Below are 16,240 nucleotides of genomic sequence, written 5' to 3' on the forward strand. Positions count from 1 at the left end.
CCAAGGAACCCGATCCAATGAGCGATATGTCCCAACAGGAAAACATCAAGCGTAGCTGGGAGCAACCTGCCGACGCCTCGTTCGACCAGTGGATGGAAAGCCGCGTGGCGCGCTTCTCCACCCGCCGGTACGACTGGGATGCCCTGAAGTTCCAGGCCGACTACGACCCGAAGTACCGCCGCGCCCAGATGCGCTACCTCGGTACGGGCGGCACCGGCGTGGCCGCGGACACCAACACGGTGCCGTCGGAGCATTTCACGTTCTCCACGATGATCATCCCGGCCGGCCACGAAGGCCCGTCGCACCTGCACACCGATGTCGAAGAGGTCTTCTTCATCCTGCGCGGCAAGATCAAGCTGGTCCTGGAGAAGGACGGCGAGCGCTTCGAGACCATCCTGACCGACCGCGACCTCGTGTCGGTGCCGCCGGGCGTGTACCGCGAGGAAATCAACATCGGCGACGAAGACGCGCTGATGTGCGTGATGCTCGGCGCCAGGAAGCCGATCACGCCGACGTACCCGCCCGAGCATCCGCTCACCCAGGTCAAGCGCTGAACCGCGCCGATCGTCGATCCATCCAGCCATCCGCCATGAGCACCCAACCACTGCCCGCCGAGATCCAGGACCGGTACATCGTGCCCGGCCTGGAGCGTGGCCTGCGCCTGCTGGCCGAGTTCAGCGCGCGTGACCGCGTGCTGTCGGCGGCCGACCTCGCGCGCCGGCTCGACGTGCCCCGCTCCACGGTGTTCCGCCTGCTGGCGACGCTGGAAGCCACGGGCTACGTGGAGCGTGCCGACGGCGGCCGCGAATACCGGCTGGGCCTGGCCGTGCTCCGGCTCGGCTTCGACTACCTGGCCTCGCTGGAGCTGACCGAACTGGGCGCGCCGCTGCTGAACAAGCTGCGCGATGAAATCGAGTACCCGTGCAACCTCGTGGTGCGCGATGGCCGCTCGGTGGTCTACGTCGCCAAGTCGGCGGCGTCGCGCCCGTTCGCCAGCAACGTCAACGTGGGCACGCGCCTGCCGGTGCATGCCACCGTGCTGGGGCGCGTGCTGCTGGAAGACCTCTCGCTGGCGCAGCTACGCGAGATCTATCCGGAGCCGCAGTTGCAGATCTACTCGGACAGCACGCCACGCACCGTGGACGCGCTGTTCGAGATGGTGCAGCAAGACCGCTCGCGCGGCTACGTGCTGCACGAAGGCTTCTTCGAAGCCAGCATCTCCACCATCGCCGCGCCGGTGCGCGACCGCACCGGCAAGGTCACCGCCGCGCTGGGCGCCACGATCCCGGCGTCGCGCATCGACCCGGAGCAGCTCGGGCTGATGGTGGAACGGGTGAGGGAGTCCGCGCGCGAGCTGTCGCGGCTGCTGGACTACCGGCCGCATCGCGCCAACGGGCACGGCAAGGTCGTGTCTTTACATCGGGAATGAGCAAAAGAGGGGAGTGAGGACGATGTCCATGATTCAACTCGACGGCAAAGTGGCCGTCGTGACCGGCGGGTCCTCCGGCATCGGGCTGGCGACCGTCGAACTGCTGCTGGAAGCTGGCGCCGCCGTGGCGATGTGCGGCCGTGACGAACGGCGCCTGCGCCAGGCCGAGGCCTCGCTGCGCGCGCGCTTTACCGGCTGCCGCCTCTACGCGGCCCAGTGCGACGTGCTGCAGGCTACGCAGGTCAACGCCTTCGCCGCCGACGTGGCGCGCGAACTCGGCCCGGTGGACATGCTGGTCAACAACGCCGGCCAGGGGCGCGTGTCGACCTTCGCCAGCACCGAGGACGCCGCGTGGATGGAGGAGCTGCAACTGAAGTTCTTCTCCGTGATCCACCCGACCCGCGCCTTCCTGCCGCAACTCGAGCAGTCGGGGCAGGGCGCCGTGGTCTGCGTGAACTCGCTGCTCGCCACCCAGCCGGAGCCGCATATGGTCGCCACCTCGGCGGCGCGCGCCGGCGTGCACAACCTCGTGCGCTCGCTGGCCACCGAATTCGCGCCGCGCGGCGTGCGCGTGAACGGCATCCTGATCGGGCTCGTCGAGTCCGGCCAGTGGCGCCGCCGCTTCGACGCGCGCCCGGAGGAAGACCGCCACCTGGACTGGACCGCGTGGACCGCGCGTCTGGCCCGCCAGAAGAACATCCAACTGGGCCGTCTCGGCCTGCCGCAGGAAGCCGCGCGCGCCATCCTGTTCCTTGCCTCGCCGTTGTCTTCGTACACCACGGGCAGCCACATCGATATTTCCGGAGGACTCTCCCGTCATGCGTAACGAACAACAACAAGTCACCGTGGGCTGCGCCATCGCGGCCTTCCTCGAACAGTGCGGCGTCAAGGCTGCCTTCGGCGTGATTTCGATCCACAACATGCCCATCCTCGACGCGATGGGCGAGCGCGGCAAGATCCGCTTCGTGCCGGCGCGCGGCGAAGCGGGCGGCACCAATATGGCCGATGCCTACGCCCGCACCACGGGTGGCCTGGGCGTGTGCCTGACCAGCACGGGCACGGCGGCGGGCAACGCTGCCGGCGCGATGGTCGAGGCCCTGACGGCCGGCACGCCGATGCTCCACATCACCGGCCAGATCGAAACGCCGTACCTGGACCAGAGCCTCGCCTATATCCACGAGGCCCCGGACCAGCTCACCATGCTGAAGGCCGTGTCGAAGGCCGCCTTCCGCATCCGCAGCGCCGACACCGCGCTCTCGACCATCAAGCTGGCCGTGCAGACCGCGCTGACGGCGCCGACCGGCCCGGTCAGCGTGGAAATCCCCATCGACATCCAGGCCGCGCTGATCCCGATGCCGGCCGACCTGCAACCGCTGCCGGTGCCGCAGCACCAGCCCTCGGCCCATGCGCTCGACGCGCTGGCCGACCAACTCGCCAAGGCCCGCCGGCCGATGCTGTGGCTCGGCGGCGGCGCGCGCCACGCCAGCCAGCAGGTCAAGCGCCTGCTGGACATGGGGTTTGGCGTGGTCACCTCCACGCAGGGTCGCGGCATCGTGGCGGAGGACGATCCGCGCTCGCTGGGCGCCTACAACCTCCACAAGCCCATCGAAACCTTCTACCAGACGTGCGATGCGATGCTGGTGGTCGGCTCGCGCCTGCGCGGCAATGAAACCCTGAAGTACGAGCTGAAGCTGCCGCGCCCGCTGCTGCGCATCGACGCCGATCCGGCCTCGGAAGGCCGCTGCTACCAGAGCGACCACTTCGTCAGCGGCGACGCCGCCCTGGCGCTGGATGGCCTCGCCGATCGGCTTGAAGGCCGCCTGAAAGTGGACGCCGGTTTCGCCGCCGACCTGCGCCGTGCCCACGACGTGGCCGTGGGCGCGCTGGTGGACGGCCTCGGCCCGTACAGCGCGCTGGTGCAGGCGCTCCAGCAGGCGGTGGGCCGCAACTTCAACTGGGTGCGCGACGTCACGGTGTCCAACAGCACCTGGGGCAACCGTCACCTGCACATCTTCGACTCGCGTGCCGGCGTGCACGCGCTCGGCGGCGGCATCGGCCAGGGCCTGGCCATGGGCATCGGCGCCGCCATCGGCGCGGCGGCCACGGCTTCGGGCAAGAAGACCTTCACGCTGGCCGGCGATGGCGGGTTCATCCTGAACCTGGGCGAACTCGCCACGGCGGTGCAGGAGCGTGCCGACATGGTCATCGTGCTGATGAACGACAAGGGCTACGGCGTGATCAAGAACATCCAGGACGCGCAGTACGGCGGTCGCCGCCACTACGTGGACCTGCACACGCCGGACTACGCCCAGCTCTCGAAGTCGCTCGCGCTGCGTCACCGCCGTGTGAGCAATCTCGCCGACATCGGCGCGGCGCTGGAAGAGGCCACGGTCGAGCCGGGCCCGTTCCTGCTGGAAATCGACATGCTGTCCATCGGCAGCTTCAAGACCGTGTTCGCCGGCCCGCCGGTCAACAAGCAGCAGCCGATTGCAAGCCCGACTTCCAGCCCCGTATCGACCCCGGCGGCAGCAGCCGCTGCGGCGGCGGCCTGAGCCAACCAGGAGAATGTCCATGCTGCATGTGTCCATGGTGGGTTGCGGGGCGATTGGCCGCGGCGTGCTGGAACTGCTGAAGTCGGACCCGGATGTCGTGTTCGACGTCGTGATCGTGCCGGCGGGCACGATGGACGCGGCACGCGGCGCGCTGTCGGCGCTGGCGCCCAATGTGCGCGTGGCCACCGGGCTGGCCGATGGCGACCGTCGCCCGGACCTGCTCGTGGAGTGCGCGGGCCATCGCGCGCTGGAGGAGCATATCGTGCCGGCGCTGGAGCGTGGCATTCCGTGCATGGTGGTGTCAGTCGGCGCGCTGTCCGAGCCGGGCATGGCCGAGCGTCTGGAGGCGGCAGCCCGCCGTGGCAACACGCAGGTGCAGCTCCTGTCGGGCGCCATCGGCGCCATCGACGCGCTGGCTGCCGCCCGCGTGGGCGGTCTGGACGAAGTCATCTACACCGGCCGCAAGCCGGCCCGCGCCTGGGCCGGCACGCCGGCGGCCGACCTGTTCGACCTCGACGCCCTGACCGAAGCCACGGTCATCTTCGAAGGCACCGCGCGCGACGCCGCGCGGCTCTATCCGAAGAACGCCAACGTGGCCGCAACGGTCTCGCTGGCCGGGCTCGGCCTGGACCGCACGTCGGTCAAGCTGCTGGCCGACCCGCACGCGGAGGAAAACGTCCACCACGTGGAAGCACGCGGCGCGTTTGGTGGCTTCGAGCTGACCATGCGCGGCAAGCCGCTCGCGGCCAATCCCAAGACGTCCGCGCTGACCGTGTTCAGCGTGGTGCGCGCCCTCGGCAACCGCGCCCACGCGGTGTCGATCTGAAGTGAATCTGACATGAGCACACAACAAGTCCTCCCGATCTGCATCGCCGGTGCCTGGCGCCTGGGTTCGGGCGACCGCTACGCCACGCGCTACCCCGCCACCGGCGAAGTCGTGGCCGAACTGAACGCGGCCAGCCTGGCCGATGTGGAAGAAGCCGTGCAGGGCGCCCATCGCGCCTTCCTGACCAGCGGCTGGGCGCAGCGCAAGCCGCATGAGCGCGCCGCCGTGCTGTACCGCGTGGCCGAGATGATCCGCGCGCGCGCCGAGCCGCTGGCCCAGCGCCAGCGCCTGGACAATGGCAAGCCGATCAGCGAGACGCGTGCGCTCGTCGCCAGCGCCGCCGGCACGTTCCAGTTCTTCGCCGCCGCCTGCGAAACCATGGAGGAATCCATCACGCCGCAGCGGGGCGACTGCCTGACCATGAGCGTCTACGAGCCGATGGGCGTGGTGGCCGCCATCACGCCGTGGAATTCGCCGATTGCCAGCGAGGCACAGAAGATGGCGCCCGCGCTGGCCGCCGGCAACGCCGTGGTGGTCAAGCCGGCCGAGGTAACGCCGCTGATGGCGCTGGAACTGGCCGCGATCTGCGAGGAAGCCGGCGTACCCCGGGGCCTGATCAGCGTGCTGCCGGGCAAGGGCTCGGTGATCGGCGACGCCATCACCAAGCATCCGCTGGTGCGCCGCGTGTCGTTCACGGGCGGCACCACCACCGGCAAGCACATCGCCCACATCGCCGCGGACAAGATGATGCCGGTGTCGCTGGAGCTGGGCGGCAAGTCCCCGACCATGATTTTCGACGACGCCGACCTGGACCACGCGGTGAACGGCGTGCTGTACGGCATCTTCAGTTCGTCGGGTGAATCGTGCATCGCCGGCTCGCGCCTGTTCGTGGCGCGCGCGCAGTACGAGCCGTTCATGGACCGTCTGGCCGCCGCCGCCGCCAGGCTGCGCGTGGGCGATCCGGCCGACGAACGCACCCAGATGGGCCCGCTGATCACCGACCGGCACCGCGACAGTATCGAGTCCTACGTGGCGACGGGCGTGGAAGACGGCGGCCAGCTGCGCACGGGCGGCATGCGCCCGGACGTGGCGGGGCTGGCCAACGGCTACTTCTACACGCCGACCATCATCGAAGGGCTCGATAACCACGCGCGCATCTGCCAGGAGGAGATCTTCGGGCCGGTGCTGGTGGCGATGCCGTTCGACGACGAGGACGACCTGATTGCCCAGGCCAACGACAGCATCTACGCCCTGGCCGCCGGCATCTGGACGCGCGACTACAAGCGCGCCTGGCGGGTGGCACGATCCGTGCAAGCCGGGAACGTGTGGATCAACACCTACAAGCAGTTCTCGATCTCGACACCGTTCGGCGGCTGGCGGGACAGCGGCCTGGGCCGCGAGAAGGGACGACTGGGCATCCTGCAATACATGGAACAGAAGGCCGTGTACTGGGGCCTGAACGAACAACCGCTGCCGTGGGCCAACTGAGCCCGGGTATCAACCGGCAGGACGGAGAAGCAAGATGAAGGTATTGGGAATCGACGAAATCACCTACGGCGCCGACGACTTCGACGCGTGCCGAGGCTTCTTCAGCGACTGGGGCCTCACGGTCAAGCGCGACGACGCCGAGGCGCTGGACTTCGAAACGCTGAACGGCTGCCGCGTGCTGGTGCGCAAGATCGCCGATCCGGCGCTGGCGCCGGCCATCGAGGACGGCCCCACGCTGCGCGAGGTGGTGTGGGGCGTGGCGGACCAGGCGTCGCTGGAGGCGATTGCCGACGCCATCGGCGCCGAGCCGACCTTCGTGCGCCAGCAGGACGGCGCGCGCGTGGGCTGCACCGACCCGAACGGGCTGGCCGTGCGCTTCCAGGTCTCGCGCAAGCGCGAGGTGGAGGTGGAATGCGCGGTGATGAACACGTGGAACGACAAGCCGCGCCTGAACCAGCGCAGCCCGGTCTACGAGCGCGCCGCGCCGATCGAGGTGGGCCACGTGGTGTTCTTCGTCACGGACGTGAAGGCCACCGAGCGCTTCTATGTGGAGAAGTTCGGCTTCGTGCAGTCGGACAACTATCCGGAGCGCGGCGCCTTCCTGCGCTGCGCGGCCGAGGGCGGCCACCACGACCTGTTCCTGCTGCAGCTGCCGCAGCCCAAGCGCGGCCTGAACCACGTCGCCTTCACGGTGCGGGACATCCACGAGGTCTTCGGCGGCGGCATGCACATGTCCCGCACGGGCTGGGACACCCAGCTCGGCCCGGGCCGCCACCCGATCTCGTCCGCCTACTTCTGGTACTTCAAGAATCCGGCCGGCGGCCTGATCGAGTACTACGCCGACGAGGACCAGCTCGACGCCCACTGGGAGCCGCGCGCGTTCGAGCCGGGCCCGACCGTGTTCGCCGAATGGGCCATCGAGGGTGGCATCGACGGCAATACGCGCCGGCAGAAGAACGCCGGCGGCCCGCAGGGCAAGTTCCTCACGGAAAAGCGTTGAATCGGTGTTGAAGTCGCTGTTGCCTCTGGCGAGGCAAGCATTGAGAAGGAAGCAGTCATGAGTGCCAGTCAATCCCTGACGATGCGCGTGCAGGCCATGCGGTTCGAGGCGCGCGGTGTGGTCAGCATCGAGCTGCGCGACCCCAGCGGCGCCACCTTGCCCGAATTCAGCCCGGGCGCGCATATCGACCTCCACCTGGCCAACGGCCTGGTGCGCAGCTATTCGCTGTGCGGCGCGCCCGAGGCGCGCGACCGCTACACCGTGGGCGTGCTGCAGGACCGCAACAGCCGGGGCGGCTCGCGCTTCGTGCACGAGCAGCTGCGCGTGGGCAGCACGCTCACCGTGGCGACGCCGCGCAACCACTTCGCGCTGGACGAGGATGCCGCGCACACGGTGCTCGTGGCCGGCGGCATTGGCGTCACGCCCATCGTCTGCATGGCGCGCCGGCTGGCCGAGCGCGGCCGGGCGTTCACGCTGGTGTACTGCGCCCGTTCGCGGGAGGAGGCGGCCTTCGTCGACACCCTGTCGGTCTATGGCGACGCCGTGCGCTTCCATTTCGATGACGAGCAGGGCGCGCCGCCGGACCTCCAGGCGATGCTGGCCGGGCAGGAGGCCGGCACGCATTTCTACTGCTGCGGCCCCGGCCCGATGCTCAACGCCTTCGAGGCCGCCTGCGCGGCCCACGGCTACGCCAACGTCCACATCGAGCGCTTTGCCGCCGACCCGGCCACCGAGGCGGTGCAGGAGGGCGAGTACAGCGTCACGCTGCAACGCACGGGCGCCAACGTGCGCGTGCCGTCCGGCAAGTCGCTGCTCGATGCCCTGCTGGAAGCCGGCGTGGCAATGGAGTACAGCTGCCGGGAGGGCGTGTGCGGCTCGTGCGAGACCGCCGTGCTCGACGGCTGCCCTGACCACCGCGACAGCGTGCTCAGCAACAGCGAGCGCGCCGCCAACAACACCATGATGGTGTGCGTATCCGGATGCAAGGGCCAGCGGCTCGTGCTGGATCTCTGAGCCGCCGAGGAAACCCCCACCGATGTATATCGATAGCGTAGACGGCGCGGCATCAGCCAGCGCCACGGCCCCCGCACACCCCCAGGCCAACCCCCGCGCCGTTACGCGCGGCCAGATCATCGCCCGTATCGAGCGGATGCCCGGCAACGCGATGCATATCCGCGCCCGGCTGCTGATCGGCCTCGCCACCTTCTTCGACGGCTTCGACGTGATCGCCATCGCGGCCACGCTGCCGCTGCTGATTGCCAACTGGTCGCTCACGCCGGGCCAGATCGGCTTCCTGATCGCGGCGCCCTCGGTGGGCCAGTTGGTCGGCGCGCTGCTGTTCCCGGCGCTGGCCGAGCGCTTTGGCCGGCTGCGTTCGGTGGGCTGGAGCGCGGGCATCATCGGCCTGATGAGCATTGCCTGCGGCTTCGCACCGTCGTTCGAGATTTTCGCGCTGCTGCGCATCATCCAGGGGCTGGGGCTGGGCGGCGAACTGCCGGTGGCGGCCACCTATATCAACGAGGTCACCCGCGCGCATGGCCGGGGCCGCTTCGTGCTGCTGTACGAGGTGGTGTTCCCGATCGGGCTGATGGTGTCCAACGCGATGGGCGCCTTCCTGGTGCCGCGCTACGGCTGGGAGGTGATGTACTTCCTGGGTGGGGTGCCGATCGTGCTGTTCTTCGTGCTGCGCAAGCTGATTCCCGAGTCGCCGCGCTGGCTGGCCGAGAAGGGCCGGCTGGGCGAGGCCGACGCGGCGCTGAGCGCCTTCGAGGCCCGCGCCAGGCAGCCGCTACCACCAGTGGGCGATCCCTCGGCGTTCGACGCCATGGCGGCCCGCCACCCGCGCCGCCGCGTGCGCGACCTCGTCGGCCGCGTCTATATCGGCCGCACGCTGGCTGTGTGGATGCTGTGGGCGACCTGCGGCTTTATCCAGTACGGGCTGTCGACCTGGCTGCCCACGGTCTACAAGACGGTCTACCACGCGCCACTGCAACTGGCGCTGAACCTCGCGGCGGGCGCCTCGGTGCTGGGCGTGGTCGGGTCGCTGATCTGCGCGATGGTGGTGGACAAGGTGGGCCGCAAGCCGGTGATCAACGTGTCCTTCGTGCTGTGCGCGGTGTCGCTGGTGCTGGCGGGCGTGTTCCACGCCTCCACGGTCTACGTGGTGGCCACGTTCTGCGCGCTGGCGATGGGCTTCCTGGCCTGCGGCTTCATCACGGCCTATGTCTACACGCCGGAGCTGTACCCCACCAGCATCCGCGCCATGGGCTGCGGGCTGGGCGGCGCGTGGCTCAAGATCTCGGCGATCTTCGCCCCGGGGCTGATCGCCAGCACCATCGGCAGCGGCAACCTGAGCCTGGCGTTCTACGGGCTGGCCGTGGTGCCGCTACTGGCCGCCGTGACGGTGTTCTTCCTCGGCATCGAGACCAGGGGTCAGGTGCTGGAGGCGCTGGAGGCCTAGCCTCGGCAACGCTGAAGGGGGGTCAGTCGCGGCCGGCGCCGGTGCAGATGCCGTGCAGCTTGCGCAGGCCCGTGTACAGGCCGTGGCGCTCCTCGGGCGTCAGCAGGCGGATCACCGATGCCTGCCCGCGCTGCGCCAGCGGAATCACCTGCGCATGGAGCGCCTCGCCAGCGGGCGTGATGCGGCAGATCAGGCGCCGGCGCGGCGTGCTGCCTTCCGACTCCAGTGTGACGAGCCCCCGGTCCTCCAGCAGCCGCAGCGTGCGGCTGACCAGCGCCTTGTCCGAGGTGGACTGCTTGACCATCTCCGCGAAGGACAGCTCCTTGCCATGCGCCAGCAGCGCCAGCATGCGCCATTCCGGCACGGTCAGTTCGAACTGCGTGGCGTACGGCTCGGTCACGCTGCTGCGCAGCGCCGTCACTAGCTGGCTCAACATCGTCGTCAGGAAGTCGTTGACGGTCAGTCCTGTGCCCGCCTCGTCGAGTTGGGACCAGGGATCTGCGGCCGGAGTGGCTTGTTCGTGTGCGGAGGTGGGGCTGGACATGGCGAAGTGGAAGGCGGGAAAGGATGCCGCGGAATGTCGCGGGATGCCGCAAGACGGCCGGAAACCGGCGGCGATTGTCTCACAGCTGGCGGGGCCCGCAACTTTGTGCCACGCAGCAAAACACGACAGATCACAAGGGCTATGTCAATCCGGGATTAACTTAAGTTGAGTCATCAACAAAGTCGCCTTAATCTGAATTCGTTCCTGATGTGAATCCGGGTTTCATAGATAAAACATATCTGCTAGGGTTCGGAGTGGAGACGTGCGGGGGCTCGTGCTGTGCGCGACGCCGCATGTTATACGGATCCGTTGCCAGCCGGCTGAAGTGCGAAAAGCCGGCGGCAGGACCGAACGCTACGCAGAGAGAGACCATGAACCAGGACCTTCCCAGAGAGGAAACGCAGCAGGAAACGCAGCAGGAAGTACAGGACACACAAGATAAGTACATCGTGCCGGGGCTCGAACGCGGGCTCAGGCTGTTGGGCGAGTTCAGCAGCAAGGACCGCACGCTGTCGGCGGCGGAACTGGCGCGGCGGCTGAAGGTGCCGCGCTCGACGGTGTTCCGGCTGCTGGCCACGCTGGAGATGATGGGCTTCGTGGAGCGGACCGACGGCGGGCGCGAGTTCCGCCTCGGCATGGCGGTGCTGCGGCTGGGCTTCGACTACCTGGCCTCGCTGGAGCTGACCGAACTGGGCCGGCCGTTGCTGGACCGCCTGCGCGACGACATCCACTACCCGTGCAACCTGGTGGTGCGGGATGGCCGGTCGATCGTGTACGTGGCCAAGTCGGTGGCGGCGCGGCCGTTCACCAGCACGGTGAACGTCGGCACCCGCCTGCCGGCGCATGCCACGGTGCTGGGACGCGTGCTGCTGGAAGACCTCTCGCTGGAGGCGCTGCGGGAGCTGTATCCGGAGCCACGGCTGGAGGTGTACTCGGACAGCACGCCGCGCACCGTGGAAGAGCTGTACGAGATGGTGCAGCGTGACCGCCAGCGCGGCTACGTGCTGCACGAAGGCTTCTTCGAGGCCAGCATCTCGACCATCGCCGCGCCGGTGCGTGACCGCACCACGCGCGTGGTGGCGGCGCTGGGGGCGACCATCCCGGCAGCCCGGATCGATCCGGCGCTGCTCGATTCGATGGTCGAGAAGGTGCGCGAGGCGGCAGGGGAGCTGTCGCGCCTGCTGGATTACCGGCCGACCCTGCAGGGCAGGGTGGCCAACGAATGACGCCGGGCTGATGCCCCGGCGGATGGCGAAATCACGGAAGGAACGGGGCTGGCATGAGGAAAGCACGGTGGATGGGGATGGCGGCAGTGCTGCCGATGGTGGTGATGGGAGCAGCGGGTATGGCACAGGCCGCCCCGGCCTGTCACACAGTGCGGATCGTGGTGCCGTTCCCGGCCGGCGGCCCGGCCGACCAGCTTGCCCGCACGCTGTCGCAGGGGCTCCAGCAGCTACCCCACCGCAAGGCCGCCACGATGGTCGTCGACAACAAGCCCGGCGCCAACGGCAATATCGGCATCGACGCGGTGCGCCGTGCGGCGGGCGATGGCTGCACCTGGCTGGTGGTGCCGGCCGGCAACCTGACCATCAACCCCACGCTGTTCCCCGCGCTGTCCTATCAGGTCACGCGCGATTTCCGGCCCGTCTCGCTGCTGGCCAGCTCGCCCAACGTGCTGGCCGTGAACCCGGCGGTGAAGGCGCGCACCGTGCCGGAACTGATCGCGCTGGCGAAGCAGGCGGATCAGGCGAAGTCGCCGCTCGGCTACGCCAGTCCCGGCGTCGGCAGCGGCCTGCATCTGGCCGGCGAGCTGTTCCGCAACAAGGCCGGCGTGACCATGCTTCATGTCCCTTATAAAGGCACCACCCAGGCCGTGACCGATGTGGTGGGCGGGCAGGTGCCCGTGCTGTTCGGCACGTGGCCCACGCTGGCGCCGTTCATCCAGTCCGGCGCGCTGCGCGCGCTGGCCGTCACCCAGTCGAAGCGCTCCCCGGCGGCGCCGGACGTGCCGTCGCTGGCCGAGCAGGGCATGCCCGGCATCGACGTCAGTTCCTGGTACGCCCTGCTGGTGCCGTCCGCCACGCCCCAGCCGCTGGTCGATGCGCTGGCCGCCGATGTGCGCACGCTGTTTGCCACCGCGAGCGTGCGCGATGACCTGAAGCGCCAGGGCCTCGAGCCCGTGGCCAGCACCCCCGACGCCCTGGCCGCGCGCATCCGCGATGACACCGCGGCGTGGGCCACGCTGATCCGCACGTACCACATCACGGCGGAATAGCCTCCGGGCGTCCCTCAGACGCCCCTCCCCGAGTTTCCAACCCAGTCGTACCTGGCCGCACCCTGCGCCGTGCAGGGTGGCCTGCGGCCGTCATTTCAGCGTGACTTCTTGCACGAGCGAGGGCAATCATGGATTTTGTGTTGAACGGAAAAGCGACCCGCTTCGACGGCGACGGCGATACGCCGCTGCTGTGGGTGATTCGCGATGACGCCGGCCTGACCGGCACCAAGTACGGCTGCGGCATCGGCGCGTGCGGCGCCTGCACCGTGCATGTGGATGGCAACGCGCAGCGGTCGTGCGTGACGCCGGTCTCCAGCGTGGCGGGCCGCAAGGTCACCACCATCGAAGGGCTCTCGCCGGACCGCTCGTCCAAGGTGCAGCAGGCCTGGATCGCCAAGGACGTGCCGCAGTGCGGCTACTGCCAGTCCGGCATGGTCATGGCGGTGACGGCGCTGCTCAAGCAGAATCCGCACCCCACCGACAAGGAGATCGACGCCTCGGTCAGCAACCTGTGCCGTTGCGCCACCTACCACCGCATCCGGGAGGCCGTTCATGCTGCCGCAAAGTAACCCCATCGCCAGCCCCGCGCGGCGCGGCTTCCTGAAGGGCGGCATGGCGCTGGCCGGCGCGCTTTGCATTCCGCTGCCGGCGCTGGCCTCCCGCACCGTGGACAGCGGCCCGCACGGCACGCACGAGATCACGGACTGGATCTGGATCGAGCCGAACGGCAAGATCACGCTCGGGCTGTCGCAGTGCGAGTGCGGGCAGGGCGTCTATACCGGCATGCCGCAGGTGCTGGCCGATGAACTGGACGCCGACTGGCAGCAGGTGGCCGTGACCTTCGTCACCGGCCGGGACGCCTACCGCACCGGCGCCGCGTACGAGGAGCCGCAGCAGTTCGTTGGCGCGTCGATGTCCGCCACGCTGTTCTACCAGCGGCTGCGCGTGGCCGGCGCGCAGGCGCGCGAGGTACTGGTGATGACCGCCGCCAAGCGCCTGCAGGTGCGCCCGGGCCAGTGCTACACGGAGAAAGGTCGCGTCTATCACGGCGCCACGGGCCGCTCGTTCAGCTATGGCGAGCTGGCCGAAGAGGCGGCGAAGCTGCCGCTGAACCCCACGCCGCGCCTCAAGAACGAAGCCGCGCACCAGCTGATCGGCAAGGACCTGCAGCGGCTGGACACGCCGGCCAAGGTCGACGGGTCCGCCGAATTCGGCATCGACGTGAAGGTGCCGGGCATGCTGTACGGCGCGCTGAAGTTCGCCCCCACCGTGACGGGCAAGGTCACCGGCCTGCGCAACGCCGAAGCCGTCAAGGCCATGCCGGGCGTGCAGGCCGTGGTGCAGGCGCCGGACGCGGCCATCGTGGTCGCCACGAGCTACTGGCTCGCCAAGAAGGGCGCCGATGCGCTGGAGCTGGAGGTCGATCCCGGCCCGTCCAGGTCGCTCGACAGCGACCAGATCCTGGCCGCGCGCCAGGCCGCGCTCGGCGCCCCCGAGGCCGTGGTGGCGACGCAGCTGGGCGACCCGGACGCGGTGCTGGCCGCCGGCGGCAAGCTCGTCGAGGCCGATTACCATACGCCGTACATCGTCCACGCCACGATGGAGTCGGTGAACGCCACCGTGCACGTGCGCGAGGACGCCATCGAGGTCTGGGGGCCGATCCAGGGCCAGGACTTCGTGCGCAACGCGCTCGGCAAGCTCTACCAGCGCAAGCCCGAGACGATCATCGTCCACACCACCTTCCTCGGTGGCAGCTTCGGGCGCAAGTTCCTGCCGGACTTCGTGGTGCACGCGGCGCGGGCCTCGGCGGCGGTGGGCAAGCCGGTCAAGGTCATCCGCTCGCGCGAGGACGACATCCGCCATGGCTTCTACCGGCCCGGGGTGTCGGGGCGCTTCCGCGCCGTGCTCGACGACAAGGGCCTGCCGCGCGCGATGCATGCCCGGCTGACCGGCCAGTCGCTCTACGGCGTGATCAAGGCCGAGCGCATGGCGAAGAACGGCGGCTGGGACGAGACCATGCTGGAGGCCATCTACGACTGCGTCTACCGCGTGCCGAACCTGAAGGTCGACATGATCGACGTGAAGCAGCCGATTCCGGTCAGCTTCATGCGCAGCGTGGGCTCCACGTCGAGCATCTTCATGCTGGAGAGCTTCGTCAACGAGATGGCCGACGCGGCCGGCATGGACCCGTACCGCTACCGCCGCGCGCTGCTGGCGCACAACCCGCTGGCGCTGCGGGTGCTGGACGCGGCGGCCAAGGCGGCGAACTGGGACCGCAAGCCGGCGCCCGGGGTGTCGCGCGGGTTCACGTTCAACCTCTACACGGGGCGGGGCGAGGCGTTCCAGACCTATGTGGCGATGGCGCTGGAGCTGGAGCTGGAGCGCAGCGGCAAGGCGTTCCGGGTGCGGCGCGTGGTCTGTGCGGTGGAGTGCGGGCGGGCGATCAACCCGAACCTGATCCGCGCCAACATCGAGGGCGGCATCGGCTTTGCGCTGACCAACACGCTCAAGAGCGAGATCACGTTCAAGGCGGGCGTGGTGCAGCAGAGCAACTTCCACGACTATCCGCTGCTGCAACTGGCGGAGATGCCGAAGATCGACGTGGTGATCGTGCCGAGCGACCGGCCCCCGCAGGGCTGCGGCGAGGTGTCGCTCGGCCCGGTGGCGCCCGCCGTGGCGCACGCGCTGTACTTGGCGACCAAGGCCCGGCGCAGGTCGATGCCGATGAAGCTGGAGGCTTGACGGTGGCCCGCTAGCGGGAGAGGGGCCGGGGGAGAGGGGCGGCGTATCCCGAAGCCGTTTAGCGCTTGCCCGCCCGATACCCCAGCAGCGCCGACAGGTCCTTCGCCGCCGCTTTCACTTCCTTTTCCACCCGTTCGCGCAGCGTGCCGTCCGCTTCGAAGCGCTGCTGCGGGCCGGCCACGCTGATTGCGGCGATCACGTCGCCCGTGGCATCCATCACCGGCGCGGCGCAGGCGTCGATGCCCGGCTCGAAGGCCGAGAAGCTCCACGCGCAGCCGCGCTCCAGGTCCGCGCCGAGGATCTCCGCCAGCCGGGCGTGCGTGGCGGGGCTCTGGCCAGTCACGGTGGGCAGCGGGTCATCGCCCAGCCGCTCGCGCAGCGCCTCGGGCGACAGGTGTGCAATCAGCATCCGTCCCGGCGTGGTCAGGTGCGCCGGCACGCGGCTGCCGACCTGGATGTTGCTGACCAGCCCGGTGTTGGGCATGTCCCGCAGCAAATAGAGCACGTGGCCGCCGTCCGGTACCGCCAGATAGGCCGACAGTTGCAGCGAGCCGCTCAGCTGCGCCAGCACGCGCCGCGCGAAGGTGGTGAGGTCGTTCGCCGCCAGCACGCGTGACGCCAGCTTCAGGAACGAGAACCCCACCGTGTGCCCGCCCTGCGGCAGCCGCTCGACCATGCCCTCGTGCTCCAGCGTGGCCAGCAGGCGCATCACCGTCACGCGGTTCACGTCGATGCGCCGGCCCACCTCGCTCAGATTGGCCGTCGAGCCGCCTTCGGCAATGAAGCGCAGCAGCCGCAGGCCGCGCATGACCGGGGTCACGAGCGCCTGCGACGCGCCGCTGGCATCGTCGCTATCGAACGCATTGGGGTTGTCGAGGGAGTCGTCTGGCGCGGCGGTCTTGGGCATCGGCACGTGGAAAAGA

The 16,240-nt window shown here is 69.2% G+C and carries 15 protein-coding genes; 13 read left to right on the plus strand and 2 right to left on the minus strand.

The features are described from left to right. Nucleotides 1-17: 17 nt before the first annotated feature. From AC1DP9_RS22790 to AC1DP9_RS22830, 9 genes are read left to right on the plus strand one after another with little or no spacing between them, the layout of a single operon-like run. The gene (locus AC1DP9_RS22790; RefSeq protein WP_441593657.1) at nucleotides 18-554 is read left to right on the plus strand and encodes a cupin domain-containing protein; all 537 of its coding nucleotides are present in this window, start codon (nucleotides 18-20) and stop codon (nucleotides 552-554) included. A 35-nt stretch (nucleotides 555-589) separates the two neighbouring features. Next, nucleotides 590-1,429, plus strand: a complete 840-nt coding sequence (locus AC1DP9_RS22795; protein WP_477108577.1) for an IclR family transcriptional regulator — start codon at nucleotides 590-592, stop codon at nucleotides 1,427-1,429. Between the two features lie 22 nt (nucleotides 1,430-1,451). Next, on the plus strand, nucleotides 1,452-2,255 hold the full coding sequence (locus AC1DP9_RS22800; RefSeq protein ID WP_477108578.1) for an SDR family oxidoreductase: 804 nt from the start codon (nucleotides 1,452-1,454) through the stop codon (nucleotides 2,253-2,255). Beyond that, entirely contained in the window at nucleotides 2,248-3,981 is a 1,734-nt protein-coding gene (locus AC1DP9_RS22805) for a thiamine pyrophosphate-binding protein (RefSeq protein ID WP_477108579.1), read from the plus strand. Before AC1DP9_RS22800 ends, AC1DP9_RS22805 begins: the two co-directional genes overlap by 8 nt. 19 nt (nucleotides 3,982-4,000) lie before the next feature. Then, nucleotides 4,001-4,807, plus strand: a complete 807-nt coding sequence (locus AC1DP9_RS22810) for an aspartate dehydrogenase (RefSeq protein ID WP_092293435.1) — start codon at nucleotides 4,001-4,003, stop codon at nucleotides 4,805-4,807. Nucleotides 4,808-4,819: 12 nt separating this feature from the next. Then, the gene (locus AC1DP9_RS22815) at nucleotides 4,820-6,295 is read left to right on the plus strand and encodes an aldehyde dehydrogenase (protein WP_441593660.1); all 1,476 of its coding nucleotides are present in this window, start codon (nucleotides 4,820-4,822) and stop codon (nucleotides 6,293-6,295) included. Nucleotides 6,296-6,329: 34 nt separating this feature from the next. Continuing rightward, entirely contained in the window at nucleotides 6,330-7,295 is a 966-nt protein-coding gene (locus AC1DP9_RS22820) for a VOC family protein (protein ID WP_441593661.1), read from the plus strand. Between the two features lie 57 nt (nucleotides 7,296-7,352). Further along, on the plus strand, nucleotides 7,353-8,309 hold the full coding sequence (locus AC1DP9_RS22825; protein ID WP_477108580.1) for a PDR/VanB family oxidoreductase: 957 nt from the start codon (nucleotides 7,353-7,355) through the stop codon (nucleotides 8,307-8,309). Between the two features lie 22 nt (nucleotides 8,310-8,331). Further along, nucleotides 8,332-9,756 carry an MFS transporter gene (locus AC1DP9_RS22830; RefSeq protein WP_477108581.1) on the plus strand — a complete coding sequence of 475 codons (1,425 nt, stop codon included), beginning with the start codon at nucleotides 8,332-8,334 and terminating at the stop codon, nucleotides 9,754-9,756. A 22-nt stretch (nucleotides 9,757-9,778) separates the two neighbouring features. Here the strand turns inward: AC1DP9_RS22830 and AC1DP9_RS22835 are convergent, their stop codons facing one another. Further along, nucleotides 9,779-10,300, minus strand: coding sequence for a MarR family winged helix-turn-helix transcriptional regulator (locus AC1DP9_RS22835; RefSeq protein WP_092293426.1), 522 nt, complete (start codon nucleotides 10,298-10,300; stop codon nucleotides 9,779-9,781). A gap of 371 nt (nucleotides 10,301-10,671) precedes the next feature. Here AC1DP9_RS22835 and AC1DP9_RS22840 point away from each other — a divergent pair, with 371 nt between their 5' ends. From AC1DP9_RS22840 to AC1DP9_RS22855, 4 genes are all read left to right on the plus strand, one after another. Continuing rightward, nucleotides 10,672-11,526 carry an IclR family transcriptional regulator gene (locus AC1DP9_RS22840; protein WP_092293424.1) on the plus strand — a complete coding sequence of 285 codons (855 nt, stop codon included), beginning with the start codon at nucleotides 10,672-10,674 and terminating at the stop codon, nucleotides 11,524-11,526. A 95-nt stretch (nucleotides 11,527-11,621) separates the two neighbouring features. Continuing rightward, on the plus strand, nucleotides 11,622-12,575 hold the full coding sequence (locus AC1DP9_RS22845; RefSeq protein ID WP_477108602.1) for a tripartite tricarboxylate transporter substrate binding protein: 954 nt from the start codon (nucleotides 11,622-11,624) through the stop codon (nucleotides 12,573-12,575). Between the two features lie 128 nt (nucleotides 12,576-12,703). Beyond that, the gene (locus AC1DP9_RS22850; protein ID WP_092293420.1) at nucleotides 12,704-13,144 is read left to right on the plus strand and encodes a (2Fe-2S)-binding protein; all 441 of its coding nucleotides are present in this window, start codon (nucleotides 12,704-12,706) and stop codon (nucleotides 13,142-13,144) included. Continuing rightward, the gene (locus AC1DP9_RS22855; RefSeq protein ID WP_477108582.1) at nucleotides 13,128-15,317 is read left to right on the plus strand and encodes a xanthine dehydrogenase family protein molybdopterin-binding subunit; all 2,190 of its coding nucleotides are present in this window, start codon (nucleotides 13,128-13,130) and stop codon (nucleotides 15,315-15,317) included. The genes AC1DP9_RS22850 and AC1DP9_RS22855 overlap by 17 nt, the downstream gene beginning before the upstream one ends. Before the next feature lie 58 nt (nucleotides 15,318-15,375). Here AC1DP9_RS22855 and AC1DP9_RS22860 read toward each other — a convergent pair whose 3' ends face one another. Next, nucleotides 15,376-16,224 carry an IclR family transcriptional regulator gene (locus AC1DP9_RS22860; protein WP_441593665.1) on the minus strand — a complete coding sequence of 283 codons (849 nt, stop codon included), beginning with the start codon at nucleotides 16,222-16,224 and terminating at the stop codon, nucleotides 15,376-15,378. Nucleotides 16,225-16,240: the final 16 nt, after the last annotated feature.

This window comes from Cupriavidus sp. 01L43, assembly GCF_056399925.1.

Excerpts from the sequence above, each read along its gene's own strand:
- AC1DP9_RS22850 (WP_092293420.1), top strand. The coding sequence starts at position 12,704 with ATGGATTTTGTGTTGAACGGAAAAGCGACCCGCTTCGACGGCGACGGC.
- AC1DP9_RS22815 (WP_441593660.1), top strand. The coding sequence starts at position 4,820 with ATGAGCACACAACAAGTCCTCCCGATCTGCATCGCCGGTGCCTGGCGC.
- AC1DP9_RS22855 (WP_477108582.1), top strand. The coding sequence starts at position 13,128 with ATGCTGCCGCAAAGTAACCCCATCGCCAGCCCCGCGCGGCGCGGCTTC.
- AC1DP9_RS22830 (WP_477108581.1), top strand. The coding sequence starts at position 8,332 with ATGTATATCGATAGCGTAGACGGCGCGGCATCAGCCAGCGCCACGGCC.
- AC1DP9_RS22845 (WP_477108602.1), top strand. The coding sequence starts at position 11,622 with ATGGTGGTGATGGGAGCAGCGGGTATGGCACAGGCCGCCCCGGCCTGT.
- AC1DP9_RS22790 (WP_441593657.1), top strand. The coding sequence starts at position 18 with ATGAGCGATATGTCCCAACAGGAAAACATCAAGCGTAGCTGGGAGCAA.
- AC1DP9_RS22805 (WP_477108579.1), top strand. The coding sequence starts at position 2,248 with ATGCGTAACGAACAACAACAAGTCACCGTGGGCTGCGCCATCGCGGCC.
- AC1DP9_RS22835 (WP_092293426.1), bottom strand. The coding sequence starts at position 10,300 with ATGTCCAGCCCCACCTCCGCACACGAACAAGCCACTCCGGCCGCAGAT.
- AC1DP9_RS22860 (WP_441593665.1), bottom strand. The coding sequence starts at position 16,224 with ATGCCCAAGACCGCCGCGCCAGACGACTCCCTCGACAACCCCAATGCG.
- AC1DP9_RS22810 (WP_092293435.1), top strand. The coding sequence starts at position 4,001 with ATGCTGCATGTGTCCATGGTGGGTTGCGGGGCGATTGGCCGCGGCGTG.
- AC1DP9_RS22825 (WP_477108580.1), top strand. The coding sequence starts at position 7,353 with ATGAGTGCCAGTCAATCCCTGACGATGCGCGTGCAGGCCATGCGGTTC.
- AC1DP9_RS22840 (WP_092293424.1), top strand. The coding sequence starts at position 10,672 with ATGAACCAGGACCTTCCCAGAGAGGAAACGCAGCAGGAAACGCAGCAG.
- AC1DP9_RS22800 (WP_477108578.1), top strand. The coding sequence starts at position 1,452 with ATGTCCATGATTCAACTCGACGGCAAAGTGGCCGTCGTGACCGGCGGG.
- AC1DP9_RS22820 (WP_441593661.1), top strand. The coding sequence starts at position 6,330 with ATGAAGGTATTGGGAATCGACGAAATCACCTACGGCGCCGACGACTTC.
- AC1DP9_RS22795 (WP_477108577.1), top strand. The coding sequence starts at position 590 with ATGAGCACCCAACCACTGCCCGCCGAGATCCAGGACCGGTACATCGTG.